Genomic DNA, 16,720 nt, shown 5'->3' with positions numbered 1-16,720 from the left:
ACCTATATTACGCGGATGCGGGGAAAGGTGTTATACAAAACCCCGTCGCGCGGCGTGAGCCTGTATCCATACGACTAAACTGCACGACAACCGGTACGTTGGCCCGTACGAGAAACCCAAACGGTTTGTCCAACGGAAGCGGCAACGGGTCGATCAGGTCGTTGAAACGGATCTTGCGCACGCGTCGTGCCTTCACGCGCACCGCATGATCTTGCACCGGCTCGCCGTCCTCATAAAAGATGGTGATCGTAACCTCGGCGTCCTGCGTAGCCGTATTTACAATAGCGATCTTATCGTGGCTGGTAAATGTCGGCTCGTGCCCCGTCGATGTCAACGGGATATGCCCGGCGGCAAACGCCCATGTCTTTTTACCCAGTGCCTGTTCAGCCATCGTGATCGGGGTCAAGTAGTTCACTCAAATGACTGCTGATAAAACAACCCTCCGGGTCGAATGATTTCCGGATCGCCTGAAAAGTATTCCACTCCGGGTATAAACCTCGCAGATCTGCAGCCCGGAGGTTGTGTTTCTTGGCCCAATGCGGCCGGCCACCGTGCGCCCGGAAGATCGGCTCGATATCGTTAAAGAACGCCTCGAACGGCAACCCGGCGTTGTGGTGCAGCGAGATGGAAACGCTCTCGCGGCCATAGTGCGGGCTCAGATAATTTTGATCGGCGGCAATGGTCCGGTATAACACACGCCAGGCCACCACACGACGGTGTTTATCTTTTATGCGTTTCCGCACCGCCTGAAAACACGCCATCCCCGCGTCACGCGGCAATGCATATTCCATCTCGTCGAACTTCAGTGTGCGTTTGCGCGGCAATATCTCACCCACAAAACCCTCCTCATCGTCCACGCAACGAAAGTTGGCTGGAAACGACGCCGTGCCGCGACCCGGTTCGTTTAACACACGGATCTTTGTTCCATCACTACGCGGATACCAATAAAAATCTACATTCCGGTTTTCGTCGGCCAACGCATCAAAATGCTCCAGGCAGGACTCCGTATCGGTGCATAACTCCAGCCGGCGTAGTCGGAACAACGGCAGCACGCTGACGGTAATCTCCGTGAAGATCCCCAACGCCCCCAATGACACCCGCAGGGCACGCATCGCATCCGCATGCTCACCTTCCGAGAAAAGCCGCACATCGCCCTCATAGTCGATCATCCGCACCGCCTGTAACATCGACGCCAGGTTCTGCAACGCACGACCGCTGCCATGCGTGCCCGTAGCGATAGCGCCCGCCAGCGTCTGCACATCCACGTCGCCGGTATTGAACAACGCCAGCCCCACCTGTTGCAATGCTGCGTTTGCTTCATGTACAAGTGTGCCCGCGCGGAACGTCGCCGTTCGCTGCGCGGCATCATACGATACCAGTCCCTTGAAATGATGTAAGTGAAGTAAAACATCCGGAGTCGCTACCAACGGCGACGACGAATGCCCGGCCGCCGCCAGCCGCACCTTCTTGCCGGCCGCGTGACCGTGACGGATCGCCGTGGCCAGTGCATCCTCACTTTCCGGACATACGTATTCCCGGGGCGTAAAACGCAACGACCCCGACCAATTAATCCACTCTCGCATGTGTTTCTCTATACCTCGATCATATCCTGGTATGCTTCCAGATGCAACGTTACCCGTTCTCCACCTTTCCGGGCCGACTCGTAGATCGCCATCATAATTTCCACATCACGCATACCCATTTCACCCGGCACCCGGGAGGCCCCACTCCGTTTGACACACGACGCAAAATCATCCAGCTGCGCAGCTTGCTGACGGATCGCCGGAAACTCCATCGGCCCTTGTGATGTGCGCCCCTTCAAGCCTTTGTATTCGTAGGCGGGATCCAGCTCGAACCAACCCCGTTCCGCCGTCACCCGCAGCAAATTACCGTCTTTACTATAGCTGCTCTCGCAGATCGCCTTCTTCCCGCTGGCAAACTCCATCTCCCACTGAATGCCTTCTTCCACCGTACGGAACAGGTCCGGCCGGGTCTTCGGCGAAAACTCCGCCCGGATGGCAACGGGCAGTTCGCCCGTCACGAACAATGCAGCCTGTACACAATACACACCGTTGTTCATCAACGGCCCGCCACCCGCCAGCGCACCATCAAGCCGCCATTCTTCTTTTTCGATCGTCATGCTATCGTCGGCAACAATGCGTTTCACTTTACCAAAAATTTCATCCTGCCCCAGGCGCATCATCTCCTTATTAAACGGATCGAAGTGAAGCCGATACCCCATGGACAACAAAACACCCGCCTCCCGGCAGGCATGGATCATCTGTCGGCATTCCTCCACCGACGTAGCCATCGGCTTCTCGCAAATAACATGCTTGCCCGCTTTTGCCGCGCGAATAACATACTCCGCATGCAACGCATTAGGTAACACTACATATACAATATCGATCGCGGGGTTGCCCGCCATCGCCTCCAGCGTATCATAATGATACAAATTACTCCCCGGCAGGTCGTACCGCGCCTGCCATTGCCTACGCTTTTCCTCGCTGCCGGAGACAACCCCGGCGAGGTAACAGTGTTGTGTTTCTGTCAGCGCCGGACCCAATTGCCCCTCACTGTACCGGCCCAGCCCCACCAGCGCTACGCCTAATTTTTGCTGATCGTTTGTCATCACGGTTCTTCTCACGGTTTATATTCTCTACGCCGCACTACTACGGCTCATCTAAGCCGTACTACTACGGCTCATCTAAGCCGTTGCCGTACGGCGAATGTCCATTTCACTCGGGCCTTTATTCGACTTTTTCGGGATCTTACCAGAAGTATCGGGTGCACCTTGTTGCTCAAAAGTAGTCGTCACCCGAATTTTATTCTCGACGTGCGACACCCCCGAGACCGCTTCCACAATATCCTCAGCACGACGTTTGGTCATGCGGTCCGGCACGGTGCCCGATAACACCACCTCACCTTGCTTGACTTCCACCGCAATACCGGAAGCATCCACGTACGCATCCTCTGCCAGGCGCTCGCTGACATCCTCCAATATGCGCTCGTCCGAGCGGCGATAATTGCGAGGGCCTTTGCCGCGGTGTATGCCGGCATGCTGCTCATCGGTGCCCCGCATCGCGTCACGCCCCGCCGTGTGTTCTATCTCATCCTGGAAGGGCTCATACGAGGACGCATATTTATACTCGTATTGATCGTCCCGGTAGCGGTTCCGGCGGTCCTGTCCGGAGCTTCGTTCAATTTCACGATTGCGCATGCTGTCGCCTTCGCGCCGCGAGCTGGCATACGCATCTTCGATCTGCTGATTGTAAGTTCTCATAAGACATTGCATTTTGGTTTCCGATAAACTGCCATAGCCATGATGACAGCCGTTAAATATTGTGCCCACCCGTGGGGAATCTCGCCATCAGGCACGACAATAGAATACTAACCCCACAAAAAGAAAAAAAACGGGCTCCCGAAACCGGGAACCCGTCATGATTAGCCAAAAAAATTGGGCGGTTCCGACTTGTCGGAACCATCACCCTAACCCGGCAGCACCTTCTCCAAAACATTCTCCGGCACTAACTGATAGCGACTGAACGTCAAAGATGCTGATGCGCGGCCGGAAGACAACGTACGCAACGCTGTGACATATCCAAACAAAGCGGCCAATGGCACCTCTGCCCGTATCCACTGTGCGCCACCCTTTGTACCGATCTCCAGGATAACGCCCCGTCGCCGGTTCAAATCACCCGTTGCCGCGCCGGTGAACTCTTCCGGCGTAAGGATATCGACCAGCATGATCGGTTCAATCAGTTTCGGCCGCGCCTGCGGAGCAGCTTCTTTAAAGCCCATGACGGCCGCTGTTTCGAAATCCAGCGCATGCGAGTCTTTCTCGTGTATACTACCCTCGAACAGGCGCACCCGCATAGACTCGACAGGATACCCCGCCAGCGCACCGTTCTTCATCGCCTCCTCAAAACCTCTTCGTACGGAAACAACAAACTCCTTTGGAATAACACCACCCTTGATGTCACTAACAAACTCGAGCCCCGTTGCACCATTCGCGGCAGGCGATAGCTCAAACTGTATATCGGCAAAATTACCACTGCCGCCATTCTGTCGTTTAAAAACCTCGCGATGTATAACCGCGTGCGTCAACACCTCGCGGTAGGCAATCTGCGGCTCACCCTTGTTGACGTCCACACCGTACGTCGTCGCCAGTTTCTCCAGCACAACCTCCAGGTGAAGCTCTCCCATACCACGCAGAATGGTCTGACCTGACTGCGGATCGACCTCCAACGCCAGCGTCGGATCTTCGTCCAGCAACCGTGCCAGCGACTCGCTGAGCCTGCCCGTATCCTTCGAAGCCTTCGCCTCGATAGCATACCCAAACACCGGCACCGGAAAGTCCATACGTTCAAGCTGAACTGGATGCTCGGGATGTGATAACGAGTCGCCCGTCTTTACATCTTTCAATCCGACCAACGCACCGATGTCACCGGCATCGAGCGAATCGACGGGTTCGAACCGGTCAGACAACACACGCAACAACCGGCTTACACGCGTCTGTCGGCCCGTACGACTATTCACCACATAACCGCCACTCGTTAACACCCCGGCATAGATCCGCACCATCGCCAACCGGCCGACATAATCGTCGGTCACGACCTTAAAGACCAACCCGGCCACAGGAGCATCCAGGGACGTTTCGCGAACAACCACGTCGTCGCTCTCCGGCACAACGCCCTTTACCTCAGCCTTGTCCGCCGGCGACGGCAAATACGACACGACGGCATCCAGCAAAGGCTGCACACCACGGTTGCGATACGCCGCCGCGCATAACACCGGCACCAGCTGCAACCCGACCGTAGCCCGGCGCAGCGCCTGACGGATCTCGCTTTCGCTCACTGCTTCCCCCGCTGTATATTTCGCAAAGATGGACTCGTCCACCAGCGAAAGTTGCTCCAGCAAGTACGTTCGCCAATGCATCGCTTCCGCGAGGTGAGATTCCGGTATGACCATCGTCGTATAGGCCTTGCCGTCGTCAGCATTCCATACCAGCGCCTTCAAAGCAATCAAATCGATCACGCCCACAAAAGTGTCCTCGGCCCCGAGCGGCAACTGAACGGGCACTGGCACAGTATGAAGCCGTGATTCGATCTCCCGGACTACACGCAGGAAGTCAGCACCTTGCCGGTCCATCTTGTTGACCAGGATGATACGCGGCACACCGTACTTATCAGCCTGCCGCCACACCGTTTCTGACTGAGGCTGTACACCCGACCGCGCACAAAACACAGCCACCGCACCATCCAGTACGCGCAGCGAACGCTCTACCTCAGCCGTAAAATCAACGTGGCCTGGTGTATCGATCAAGTTAACCTGATACTGTGTACCCTCCCGCGACCAGAACGTCGTGATCGCCGCCGAAGAGATTGTAATCCCCCGCTTCGATTCTTGCGGATCGGAATCCATCACGGTATTACCGTCGTCGATATTTCCCATCCTGTGGATCATGCCCGTATAATATAATATGCGCTCCGTAACGGTCGTCTTACCGGCGTCAACGTGCGCCATGATACCTATATTCCGAATGTTTGTATGTTGTTTCATAATAGAATTGTCATTTTGTAGTATTGTCAAAACACAACAAAAAAGCCCCTCACCGGCAGTAAGGGGCTTTCGGGTAAGCACAGATCTTCCCCCTAGCCTTATCGCTCCGGCATATTTGCAGTATTGTCGACTATAAATTTTAAGATACGTCTCATCGCATGCGTTCTGTGATTGAATAATAATTGAGATCAATAGTGGGGAAGCAACAAAAAAGCCCCTCCGGATGGGAGGGGCTTTCGCAGTATACTATTGTAGTAACTATCCTCGTTCATCCGGAAATACCCGTGCCTCCCCATCTACTATCAAGATGATGTGGCTCGCGGCAATAATGAATTTCAGAATAGTTGACATGATTGTCGTTCTTTATCTACAGCACAAAAATAGAACCATCTTAAGAATATAGCAAGCACCGGCTCATAAAAGTCCGCCTTGAACCAAACAAATTCGAATCTTATCCGGCATACTATACTGCTTACCACAATAAGCCCTGGTCACACGAATCCCAGTCAGTATGTAGCTGTTCCACACAGCAAGTTCCTCCGCAGGTACCCAGAGCTCCTGGTGATGCGCAAGTCCTACCGTCTGCACTTCGAACTGACTAAGGTATGACGAAGGAATTTCAAATGCCGTAACAAATCCGGCATCATCACCTTCAACCTCGCGCATATTCCAGCGCTCGGCGATCTCACAAGCGTACAGCTCGTTCAATACCGGATAAAAGATAGGTTCCCAATAAAGCCTCGGCGGGAAGAAAGCCATGCCTGTTTCAATAATACGCATCAGCTCATTCGCTCCTACAGGCCTGTACAAGGTTACAGGTGTCATCATAGTTTTACATTTTTACGCAACACATTTAATTCCGTATAAAATTTCGCCCTTAAACAAAAAACCCGGGCTTTATTGGCCCGGGCTTTATCTCAATATACTTTTCTCTGCTTATAGACTTCGGTATCGCCGGGCACGAATAGTCCACACGCAGATCAGATCTGCGGAATCCTTTACATTTAAAATAAGAAGTGCTACGACTTTCATGCCACAAAGGTAACGCAATTTCCCGTTCAAGGTCACTTCCGGTATAAATATTTACACGGAGGTCTGTGGTCCTGACGAGGTACCGTCATAAAATGAAAGCGCCGTACCGATAATTTTTATGCTCTGATTCTTCTACACCAGCAAAAAGCCAAAGGGCAGTAGGATCCAGTGAACATAACACTAAGTTTTTACGTATACACTGATATACGAAGATCCAACATCCACATCCCGCCTGCCAACGGCAATTCCCGGCAGAATCCCCAAAACTCTTAACATATGACCAACAACCCTTGGCCCATTGACGCGCTGCAAGACGCCTGGCAGCTTGCCACCCGCATGCACGACGGGCAAAAGTACGGCGGGGCCGACCCCGGCGAACAAATTGAATACATGAACCATATCGGCAGTGTTGCCTTCGAAGTATTGACGGCGGCTGCCCTCGAAAAAGACTTTGATACCCACCTCGCCATACACTGCGCCATCCTCCACGACACATTGGAAGATACCGCACTCACGTACGACGAGCTGGTCCACCGGTTTGGCCCCGCCGTAGCCGAAGGCGTCCGCGCCCTCACCAAAAGCAACACCATCGCCGACAAGCAAGCGAAGATGCACGACAGCCTGGCCCGTATCAAAAAACAACCCAAAGAGATCTGGGCCGTAAAAATGGCCGACCGCATCACGAACCTCTACGCACCGCCGTTCTACTGGGACAACGAAAAGAAAAAAGCCTACCAGGCCGAAGCGCAGCTGATCTACCACGAACTGAAGGAAGGCAACCGCTATCTGGCAGAACGCCTGGCCGGCAAGATCAAAGCGTATGAACGCTTTCTGAAGTAGTCACCGTTACACTACAGTTGATCACAAGAAAGTTGAACAGTGTAGAAATAAGAAGAGGCTGTTCTTTTTATTTCAAAAAAAACAGCCTCTGGTATCGATCGTACACTTTCCCATAGATGGGCAAGGTTGTCAAAGATAGTTTCGATAATAAATACAGTATCCGGAAATTCTCATCTCGGGATGCATTTACCGATACTATTTTCCAGATCGACATTCGTACAGACATAAATAGCGTGCCCGCAAAAAACAATCATACAAGCACGTTTACCGTGTAGCGCTTTTCCCGGCTGCCTACGATCTTCTACAAAAGGCTATCCACTTACATAGTTGCCCTGTTTCACGTCAATCGCAATTTTACCCAGGATCTGCTGTTCTTCTTTTGCGCGATACGCCTCCCTGGCTTCCGTCAACGCGTAGATCGCCGAGATATGCACCTTTAGTACACCCTCGTCGATCAGCTTCGCGACCTTCGACAGCACCCGGCGATCGATGCGCGTCATTTCCAGCACCGCCCGTACACCAAATTGCCGCATCCGATCCTCGTCGGGTTTCATCAGCATCGACACTATGATACCTTCCCGCTTCAGCACATGGAATGATTGACTATAAATGCCACCGCCCACCGTATCGAGCACAGCGTCGTAGTTGCGTAAGCTCCATTCAAAGGCATCCTTGCGATAGTCGATCACCTCGTCGGCACCCAGGCTTTCGACAAACTCGACACCATCACCCGATGCAGTCGCGGCGACGTAAGCACCCACATGCCTGGCCATTTGAATGGCGAACGAACCGATTCCTCCGGATCCACCATGAATCAAAACGCGTTGCCCCTTTTGCAGTTTCATGTGCTCGAAAATTGCCTCGTAGGCGCTCGTCGCTGCCAAAGGCACCGCGGCCGCCTCCAGGAAACCAAGGCTCTCCGGCATCCGCGCAACCGAATCTTCCGCCGTCACAGCATACTCGGCAAAGGCCCCCGAACCATCGCGTAAAACACTCGCCTGGCCAAATACTTTGTCGCCCACCTTAACGTGTTTTACGTGATCCCCCACCATCTCCACCACACCCGCTACATCCATTCCCAGCGTAGTCGGCAAATGCAACTCCGACCGGTACCGCGAATCTTTCTCAATAGACTTCGCATCCACCGGATTCAAGCTCGAAGCATGCACTTCAATGAGCACTTCGTTATCGCGTGGCAAAGGCTTCTTCACCTCTTCCACCTGCAGCACCTCAGGGCCGCCAAATTCATGGATCGTAACTGCTTTCATATATCGTCTGAGTTGTGTTGTATCCGTACGAATGCTATTTCAACAACGCGAGCACCTCTTCGTCTTCGACTGCCCGAAAATCGTCATACACCTGTCCTACCGCCTGAAACCCTTCCGGCTGCTGCGCAATCACAACTTCATCCGCCAGATCATCGATTTCGGACACATAATATTCCCCCGACACCGGCGCGGCCACGACGATCACGGCAGCCTTCTTCTTCCGGCACAACTGGATCGCCGGCACCAACGTCGAGCCGGTCGCGATCCCATCATCCGCCAGAATAACAATTCTATTTTCCATGGCAGGCAAAGCCTTGCCATGCCGAAACTGCTCCACGCGCCGCAGGATCTCTTGCCGCTGCGTACACACTACATCCCGCAAGACTTCTTCACGCACCTCGCGCGCCAGCGAAGTCAAAAACACAGAGCCATCCTCCGCCATCGCCCCCACGGCCAACTCCTCTTGCTCAGGGTGTGGCAGCTTTTTCGTGACCACCACCGAAAGCTCTCCATGCAAGCGCCGCGCGACTTCATAGGCAATCACCACGCCACCTCGCGGAATACCCAAAACCAATACATGTTTATCCTTGTATTTCTTTTCCAGCATCTGCGCCACGGTCGCGCCAGCCTCATGCCGATCTGCATATATATAATTCTTGATTTCGATGGCTTTCATAACCCATAGTGTTCACTCGTAAAACACTCCTCACCCCAACGCTCCAAAAACCATTCCTGACAACGACACCGTCTACGCCTATACACCTGAATCTACGGGAAGAATCACTGAGAATCAACCCCGACACATCATTTCATCGTCTGCATGTGACAACATCCACAGGAAAGCAAGTGAAAATACCATGCCCGCAGGCCTTACAAAGCACAAAAGATAAGCGAGGCGATCAGGACCTGCGGGATCCCGGTTTCGCGCGGCCGGCAGCATACCGTGGAGAATGTCAACAGCGCAACCTACTGATCAAACAGATCATACGAAGGCCACTTGCTCCGCATCAAAATATGATCGCGCACAACGGTATACAGTTCTTCCAGGATCCGGTCATAATCATCCTCCGTACGCGTATTCGCCAGCACCACAAAACTAAACGTGTTATCCAACCGCACGAGCAAAGACGACGTGCCCGGCAGCGAACCGCTATGCACCCAGAAGCTGTCACCAAAATACATCGCCTGCAACGACGACGAGACAATATCGGGCACATGCGTATTGCGATCGATATGCACCATAAAGCGGGCCAGATCAGTGGCCGTCGCCACCCAGCCACCATGCGCGTCCATGCGCGCAACATTCATGCTATACGGGCTGAACCCGGCCTGGTAATACTTCACCTCTCCCGGCAGCCGTTCTTCCAATGTATTTCCGGCGATCTCCAGCGTCGAGATTCCCATCGGCGCGACCATTTCTTTGATGTACGTTTCATACGACGTGCCCGTAACTTTCTCGATCACCCGGCCCAGCACCGAGTATCCAAAGTTGAGATACGACTCCTGTGTACCGGGAGTATATACCAACGGCCGATTCGCCAGCAGGTCACGGATAAGCTGCGCCTGTGTCAGATCGTTCGCGCGAAACATCGGGTCATCCGGCGAATTGATCCATCCCGAAGTATGGTTCAGCAAATGACGCACCGTGATCTGGTCTTTCAGAGAACCGTCCGGCGGAGCGCCGAAGTCGTTGCCCAGGATACCGCCGTCTCCGAAGACAGCATCGTCTAACGAAAGCATACCCGCTTCCGACAGTTTCAACGCGGCAATGGCCGTGATCGGTTTTGACAGGCTCGCAATGCGATACCGGTCACTGTTCGCGGCGACCTGGACTGCTTCCTTGTCGGCATACCCATAGGCCGCTGCGTATACAAGCCTTTCCTGGCAAACGATGGCCAGCGACACCGCCGGTATGGAAAGTGCCTCCATGTTAACTTTCATGGCATCGTCCAGCGTCGTGTAAGGATCGGCCGCGACAAATGTTACTTCCTCGCCGTAGGCAATGCCTGTACCGTTGGTGGCATACGCCCGCACATAATACGTGGTGCCCGGTACAAGATCCGTCAGTAAACTGACAAAGGTGCCCTCGCCCGTACCGTCGTCTGTCTTGGTCGGAAGGTCGGCCGTGGGATGGCGTTGCGTATTCCACACAATCCCCCGCGACGAAACCGGCGAACCACCCGCGTCGACCACGGTACCGCCACCCGTCGCCGACAGCGGTGTGACGTCGGACATAGCCGCAGTCTTCACCGTGGCGAATACGCCTGGCCCCGCGTCGTCCCGGCACGACAACAGCACACTGACACCCGACGTGACCGAAAGAACAAAGAAAAACAGGCGGGTCGTTTTCATAGTACTATCAAAAATGCACGATCTTGTCGCGCAACGCAAAAAAAGTCCGTCCACTAACAGGAGACAATGCCCCATTCGGACAAAATTTCAGGTGAATGTAAAAATCGGCGATGTTACCTGCCGGGAGCTTCCGGTATTATTAGCAGACAGGATTATGCGATTGTTAAGCCCCATCAATATTCTACACGCGCTCATCGTACCCGTAGCGCTGCTGCTGGCCCTGATGATCCTGTTCGCGACAACCGACTACAAACACTCCAGCTCGGCAAACATCGTAGCATTTATTTTCCTGCTGGTGCTGGTCGCCTGGATGTACGGTGTCATCAACCGAACCTATGATCTATACTACGACCGGGAGTTTATATACCTGAAAGGGTTGCGAAAAAGTAAATCCGTACCATTGGCCAGCATCAAGCGCATCTACGCCGTCAGCAATATGCAGTGGAGCTACCGTTCGTCGCCGATCGGCGGCATGCGATTCGACCGGTATTCCATTGCCTTCGATCCTGCGATCGACCTGGACGACCAGGAAATATTGCTGGTGAGAAAAAAGGATCTCGAATTATTTGTCGATGCCGTACGGCAATGCAACAAACATGTAGTCATCCGGTGGAAGGATGCCTGAAACGTACGCAACACGGCATGATTTTTACAAAGGCCCTTGTAAACTATGGACCCGTCGTTGACACAGTGGCTCATGCGCGGCAACCTGCAGACCCGCACATTGCGTGCGCGGATCAAAGACCAGCTTTCGTTCGACTCGCTCTTCGAGCTGCTATACCACCACGAACGCCCCCTGGTACTCCGCGCAGCCGAAGCCATCGAAAAAGTGACGACCAAACACCAGGAACTCCTCCGCACCCATAAGCTCGACCTGCTCCGCCTCTTCACCACCTCCGACCATCCCGAACTAAAAGGCCGCCTGGCCCAGCTCATCACACGCGTCACCTTACTCCCGGATGAAGCCGAAGAAGTCTGGAAAACATTACAATACTGGACACGCAACCCACACGAAAGCAAACTCGTCCGCGTACACGCCCTGCAAAGCCTCTACGACCTGTCCCGCATATACCCCGACTTTCGCGAACCCTTCCAGGAAACACTGACAGCCGTCACACACGAACCCATCCCATCGCTGCAAGCACGCATCCGAAAACTACGCGACACGCTGCCCGGCGAAAGACATGCAACTGGCGCAAGTTTAAGCGCGTAGCGCAGAATCCCGATGGCTATCGGGAGTGCCTCTAGGTTGCCAGTTTATAACTGGCGGGCAGAAGGCTGACGGCAACAAATAAACCGCCTGAGTCTCGTACCGAAGCTGACATTCGGCACCCGATCCGACCAAAATATTATAGCCTTTAAACTATATTTGAATCCCTATCGATTCCGCATTGAAAGAATACATACTCAAAACACGTTTACTCGACCGGTCAAGAAAGCTGATCCTGACACCCGATTATATTGCCTTTGAAAACAAGGACCTGAAAGGTCAGGAGTTCACGCGAATAGAGAAAGCAGACATCGTCGACTTCCGGCGCTACGTTGAACGGATCGTCTGGTATGAATTTTCCGTCGGCACACGGTACGTCATAGCCTTCAAAACCCAAAACAACTCGGAGCTGAAAATCACCCTGAGAAGCTACTTCGGAGCATCACAGCAAAGTATCTTCAACGACATCCTGAACACCTGCTGGGACAATTATTGCGTCCCCCTCATCGAGAGCCTGTACGACACATTCCTCGACAACCAGGACGTAATCTTACACAACCATACACTCAACCGGCAGGGCATCACCCTCCCGAACGGCAACCACCTGGATTGGTGCGACGTCAGCCTAAAAGAATACCACAGTTATTTTACCGTCCACAAAACCGACGCTCCCGCGCTACACGCCCGGACATCCTTAAAAAACTACGAATCCCTCCAGCTCTGGAGCCTGACAAAAACAATCCTGCGTGATCGTACGATCCCAGACCATAACCCCTAAGCCGCACCGCACCGAGCCCTGAACTTGTCGGTTTTGTTCTATTCCCCGGACCCCGGGGAAAGTAGTTTTGATGTATCATTTAAACATTAAAACTATGAACACAACAAAAGAAACAAAGACAGTTTTGGTTATCGGGGGTAATGGCAAGACCGGCGCAAGAGTGGTGCAGCGATTGGAAGCATTAGGGTATGGCGTGCGGGCCGCGTCGCGGTCGGGCAAGACCCGGTTTGATTGGAATGACCAGCAGACGTGGCAGCCGGCAATGGAGGGTGTACAGGCCATCTATATTACCTTTCAGCCGGACCTGGCCGTGCCGGGATCGGTCGAGGCGATTCACGCGCTGACGCAGCTGGCCAGGCAGAACAAGGTACAGCAGGTGGTGCTGTTGTCGGGACGCGGCGAGACGGAAGCCCAGCTGTGCGAAAAGGTAGTGATCGACGCCGGCATGCGCTGGACGATCGTACGGGCGAGCTGGTTTAATCAGAACTTTAGCGAAGGACATTTGGGGGAGCCGGTACAGGCGGGGTATGTGGCACTCCCGGCGGGCGATATCAAGGAGCCATTTATCGACACCGATGACATTGCCGATGTGGTGGTGGCAGCGCTGAGCGATCCGCGTCACGACGGACAGGTATATGAAGTGACCGGCCCGCGACTGCTGTCCTTCCGCGAGGCAACGCAGGAGATCGCCACGGCAACCGGCCGGGAGATCGTGTATGAGCAAATCCCTATGGAGTCGTATGCCTCTGCACTGTCGCAGTATGGCCTGCCCGACGATCTGATCTGGCTGCTGCGCTATTTGTTCACCGAAGTGCTGGACGGCCGCAACGAATATATTGCCGACGGCGTGGAACGTGCGCTGGGTCGCAAACCGACCGACTTCACAGAGTTTGTTCGCAAGACCGCTGCTACCGGTATTTGGAACCCGGCGCCGGAGGCCTAATGCCTTGCGCCCCGGGTTATAGCGTGACTTCAGGAAGGCTGTTGGCGACGACGGGCGACGGCTTCCTTGACGATATACACCACGATGCCCAGGCCAATGACGATCAGGCCGCTGAGGACCATTTGATAGCCGGTGGAAATTAAGATGCCGGCCCACATGGCAATGGCAATATATACCGGTACGGGGAAGAACGGCATTTTGTAGGGAAAGCTCTTGCGTTTTTCGCGGAGCAGTAAAAGACCGGTAGCCTGGCCGATAAACTGCACCAGGATGCGCATGGCCAGGATGGCGCTGATGACATCGTGCAGTTTAAAGAGCAGGCTGAAGACAAAGGCCACGGCACCCAGCGATAAGATCGACACGTAGGGAAAGTTGCCTTGCGGGTGCAGGCGTGCAAACGGTTTGAAGAATGCGCCGTCGGCAGCAGCGGCATAGGGTATCCGGCTGTAGCCGAGGGTGGCGGAAAAGACGGAAGCAAAAGCCACCAGCAGGATGAGACACGTAGCAATGTTGGCGGCATTCGGGCCAAGCAGCCTTTCGATGAAGAGACTTACCACAAATTTGCTGTCTTTGGCTTCGTGCCAGGGAATGACGCTGACAACGCTGATGTTCATCATCATATACAGCAGGAAGATGCCCGCGATGGAGAAGAACATGCTGCGGGGGATGTTGCGGGAAGGATTGACGATCTCACCACCCAGGTGGCATACGTTATAATACCCGAGGTAGCTGTAGACCGTTTTGACAGAGGCAAAACCGATGGCGGCGACGAACGCAAAGTTGAAGGTGAGGCCGTCGTTGATGTGTTGCATCGGTGCGATGAAGTTGCCGTGCGCAATACCACCGCCGATGATCCAGAGCATCGTGCCGATCACCGCCACCCAGAGGAAGACGCTGATCTTGCCGATCGCCTCGATACGCCGGAACAGCAGGAATACAATGGCGATGACGACGGTGCCGCTGACGACCTTGGCGGCCACGGGCGAAAGCGGAACGAGGTACGAGAAATAGTCGGAGAAGCCGATGGCCGCGGAGGCAATCACCAGGGGTGCCTGGATCATGGTCTGCCACACGAACAGGAAACTCATGATCTTACCGGGGCCGCGGGTGCCGTACGTTTCTTTGAGGAAATTATAGGAGCCGCCGGCGCGGGGGAACGCTGCGCCCAGCTCGCTCCAGACCATGGCATCGATACACGACAGAAATGCGCCGGCCATCCAGGCGTATAAGAAATAGGGGCCGTTCATGGTGGCGATAACCATCGGCAGCGTGATGAACGGGCCGATACCGACCATGTCGGTCATGTTGATGGCCGTGGCTTGCAGCAGCCCCAGCCGTCGATCTTGTGCCTGTTCAGCCATGGTAAAGTTTTACCCGCATAGGATATGGTTTCGTGTAAGATTCCTTAACTCCAAAATATAAATTATCGTTCACGCCCGCGCCGCTGAATGTCAAAAACGACGGGAGTTATCACGACTAACTTCCGGGAAAGTCGAAAAAGAAGTATATTCCATCGTTTCCGGAACCCACAACCCGTCATGATGTCCCAACGCTACCGCCATTGCCGGCACCGTGCCGGCCTATCGACCTTCTTCCATCTGTTGGTTTTACTGTCCGTGTGGTGCGGATGCAGTCCTCCGGACGACGCCTACACCCGGTGGGATGTCGTGGGCGGAAACGCTTCGGGGAACAAATATTCGTCGCTGCGACAGATCGATACCACCAATGTACAGCAGCTGCGTGTGGCCTGGGAGTATCACGCGGGCGATGCCGATACGGCCGCGCATTCGCAGATCCAGTGTAACCCCATTATCGTTGACGGCGTGTTATACGGCACGTCGCCGAAACTGACGTTGTTTGCTATAGACGCCGCCACGGGCCGCGAGAAGTGGCGCTATACACCGTTCGATACGATTGCCGGCGACAAGACCGGGCACTTTATCCTCAACAACAACCGCGGCGTAACCTACTGGACCGATGGCCGCCACGACCATCGCATCGTGTATACCGTAGGCCCGTATCTGCAGGCGATCGATGCCACAACGGGCAAACGCATCGCCGGCTTTGGTCATAACGGCCAGGTGGACCTGCACACAGGGCTCGGGGAAGCCTTTCAGGACCTCTTTATCACGCATACATCCGCGCCTTCTGTTTATAAAGACCTGATCCTGACGGGCACCCGTGTATCCGAAGCGATGGATGCCGCCCCGGGCCACATCCGCGCCTTCGACGTGCGCACGGGCGAGCTGAAGTGGATCTTTCACACCATTCCCCAACCCGGCGAGCCCGGCCACGAAACATGGGACAACCCCGAAGCCTATACGCTGACCGGCGGCGCCAACAACTGGATGGGCATGACCATCGACCACGCACGCGGCATTGCCTACATCCCCACCGGCTCTGCATCGATGGACTTCTATGGCGGCAAGCGCACCGGCGCCAACCTCTATGCCGACTGCCTGCTCGCCCTGGACGCCAACACCGGCCGGCGCCTGTGGCATTTTCAATATATACATCACAATACCTGGGATTGGGATCCCTCGTCGTACCCGGTGCTGGTCACCGTAACACACGCAGGTAAAAAGATCGACGCCGTGGTGCAGACCACCAAGACGGGCTTTGTCTTTTTATTTAACCGCGAAACCGGCGAACCCCTGTTCGACATCGTGGAAACACCTGTCGATACGGTCACGCATCTGGAAGGCGAAAAACTTTGGCCCACACAGCCTATGCCGCAA

16 protein-coding genes are annotated in these 16,720 nt (G+C 54.4%); 6 read left to right on the top strand and 10 right to left on the bottom strand.

What is annotated here, in order from left to right; translation table 11 throughout:
- Positions 1–7: 7 nt before the first annotated feature.
- The 6 genes from KK078_RS27255 to KK078_RS27230 all read right to left on the bottom strand — a co-directional run bounded on the left by KK078_RS27255 (position 8) and on the right by KK078_RS27230 (position 6,387).
- The gene (locus KK078_RS27255; RefSeq protein ID WP_254093510.1) at positions 8–391 is read right to left on the bottom strand and encodes a sensory rhodopsin transducer; all 384 of its coding nucleotides are present in this window, start codon (positions 389–391) and stop codon (positions 8–10) included.
- Positions 384–1,583 (bottom strand): D-arabinono-1,4-lactone oxidase, encoded by a 1,200-nt coding sequence (locus KK078_RS27250; protein ID WP_254093509.1) that lies wholly within the window; start codon positions 1,581–1,583, stop codon positions 384–386. The genes KK078_RS27255 and KK078_RS27250 overlap by 8 nt, the downstream gene beginning before the upstream one ends.
- A gap of 8 nt (positions 1,584–1,591) precedes the next feature.
- Positions 1,592–2,644, bottom strand: a complete 1,053-nt coding sequence (locus KK078_RS27245; protein ID WP_254093508.1) for a Gfo/Idh/MocA family protein — start codon at positions 2,642–2,644, stop codon at positions 1,592–1,594.
- 60 nt (positions 2,645–2,704) lie between these two features.
- Complete coding sequence (locus tag KK078_RS27240) at positions 2,705–3,280, bottom strand: BON domain-containing protein (protein WP_254093507.1); 576 nt, start codon at positions 3,278–3,280, stop codon at positions 2,705–2,707.
- Between the two features lie 206 nt (positions 3,281–3,486).
- Positions 3,487–5,559 (bottom strand): elongation factor G, encoded by a 2,073-nt coding sequence (fusA, locus tag KK078_RS27235; protein ID WP_254093506.1) that lies wholly within the window; start codon positions 5,557–5,559, stop codon positions 3,487–3,489.
- 414 nt (positions 5,560–5,973) lie between these two features.
- Positions 5,974–6,387 (bottom strand): hypothetical protein, encoded by a 414-nt coding sequence (locus tag KK078_RS27230; protein ID WP_254093505.1) that lies wholly within the window; start codon positions 6,385–6,387, stop codon positions 5,974–5,976.
- A gap of 480 nt (positions 6,388–6,867) precedes the next feature.
- On the opposite strand from KK078_RS27230, the gene KK078_RS27225 reads away from it, so the two are divergent.
- A complete protein-coding gene (locus tag KK078_RS27225; RefSeq protein WP_254093504.1) occupies positions 6,868–7,431 on the top strand; it encodes an HD domain-containing protein in 564 nt (187 codons plus the stop codon).
- A gap of 311 nt (positions 7,432–7,742) precedes the next feature.
- Here the strand turns inward: KK078_RS27225 and KK078_RS27220 are convergent, their stop codons facing one another.
- The 3 genes from KK078_RS27220 to KK078_RS27210 all read right to left on the bottom strand — a co-directional run bounded on the left by KK078_RS27220 (position 7,743) and on the right by KK078_RS27210 (position 11,051).
- Positions 7,743–8,699, bottom strand: coding sequence for an NADP-dependent oxidoreductase (locus tag KK078_RS27220; RefSeq protein ID WP_254093503.1), 957 nt, complete (start codon positions 8,697–8,699; stop codon positions 7,743–7,745).
- A gap of 34 nt (positions 8,700–8,733) precedes the next feature.
- Positions 8,734–9,375, bottom strand: coding sequence for a phosphoribosyltransferase (locus KK078_RS27215; RefSeq protein WP_254093502.1), 642 nt, complete (start codon positions 9,373–9,375; stop codon positions 8,734–8,736).
- A 290-nt stretch (positions 9,376–9,665) separates the two neighbouring features.
- Positions 9,666–11,051, bottom strand: a complete 1,386-nt coding sequence (locus KK078_RS27210) for a serine hydrolase (protein ID WP_254093501.1) — start codon at positions 11,049–11,051, stop codon at positions 9,666–9,668.
- A 154-nt stretch (positions 11,052–11,205) separates the two neighbouring features.
- On the opposite strand from KK078_RS27210, the gene KK078_RS27205 reads away from it, so the two are divergent.
- The 4 genes from KK078_RS27205 (at position 11,206) to KK078_RS27190 (ending at position 13,982) form a co-directional block, all read left to right on the top strand.
- A complete protein-coding gene (locus tag KK078_RS27205; protein ID WP_254093500.1) occupies positions 11,206–11,676 on the top strand; it encodes a hypothetical protein in 471 nt (156 codons plus the stop codon).
- A gap of 45 nt (positions 11,677–11,721) precedes the next feature.
- Positions 11,722–12,264, top strand: a complete 543-nt coding sequence (locus KK078_RS27200) for a hypothetical protein (RefSeq protein ID WP_254093499.1) — start codon at positions 11,722–11,724, stop codon at positions 12,262–12,264.
- Between the two features lie 178 nt (positions 12,265–12,442).
- Positions 12,443–13,039 carry a hypothetical protein gene (locus KK078_RS27195; protein WP_254093498.1) on the top strand — a complete coding sequence of 199 codons (597 nt, stop codon included), beginning with the start codon at positions 12,443–12,445 and terminating at the stop codon, positions 13,037–13,039.
- A 94-nt stretch (positions 13,040–13,133) separates the two neighbouring features.
- Positions 13,134–13,982, top strand: coding sequence for an NmrA family NAD(P)-binding protein (locus tag KK078_RS27190; RefSeq protein ID WP_254093497.1), 849 nt, complete (start codon positions 13,134–13,136; stop codon positions 13,980–13,982).
- Between the two features lie 29 nt (positions 13,983–14,011).
- Here KK078_RS27190 and KK078_RS27185 read toward each other — a convergent pair whose 3' ends face one another.
- Positions 14,012–15,343 (bottom strand): APC family permease, encoded by a 1,332-nt coding sequence (locus tag KK078_RS27185; RefSeq protein WP_254093496.1) that lies wholly within the window; start codon positions 15,341–15,343, stop codon positions 14,012–14,014.
- Between the two features lie 177 nt (positions 15,344–15,520).
- On the opposite strand from KK078_RS27185, the gene KK078_RS27180 reads away from it, so the two are divergent.
- Positions 15,521–16,720 (top strand): outer membrane protein assembly factor BamB family protein (locus tag KK078_RS27180; RefSeq protein WP_254093495.1); only part of this gene is annotated, 1,200 nt, incomplete at its 3' end.

Origin of the sequence: Dawidia soli (assembly GCF_018598185.1) — a bacterium.
In the GTDB taxonomy this organism is placed as follows: Bacteria; Bacteroidota; Bacteroidia; order Cytophagales; family Cyclobacteriaceae; genus Ohtaekwangia; species Ohtaekwangia soli.
This window is presented reverse-complemented; position numbering and strand designations above follow the sequence as displayed.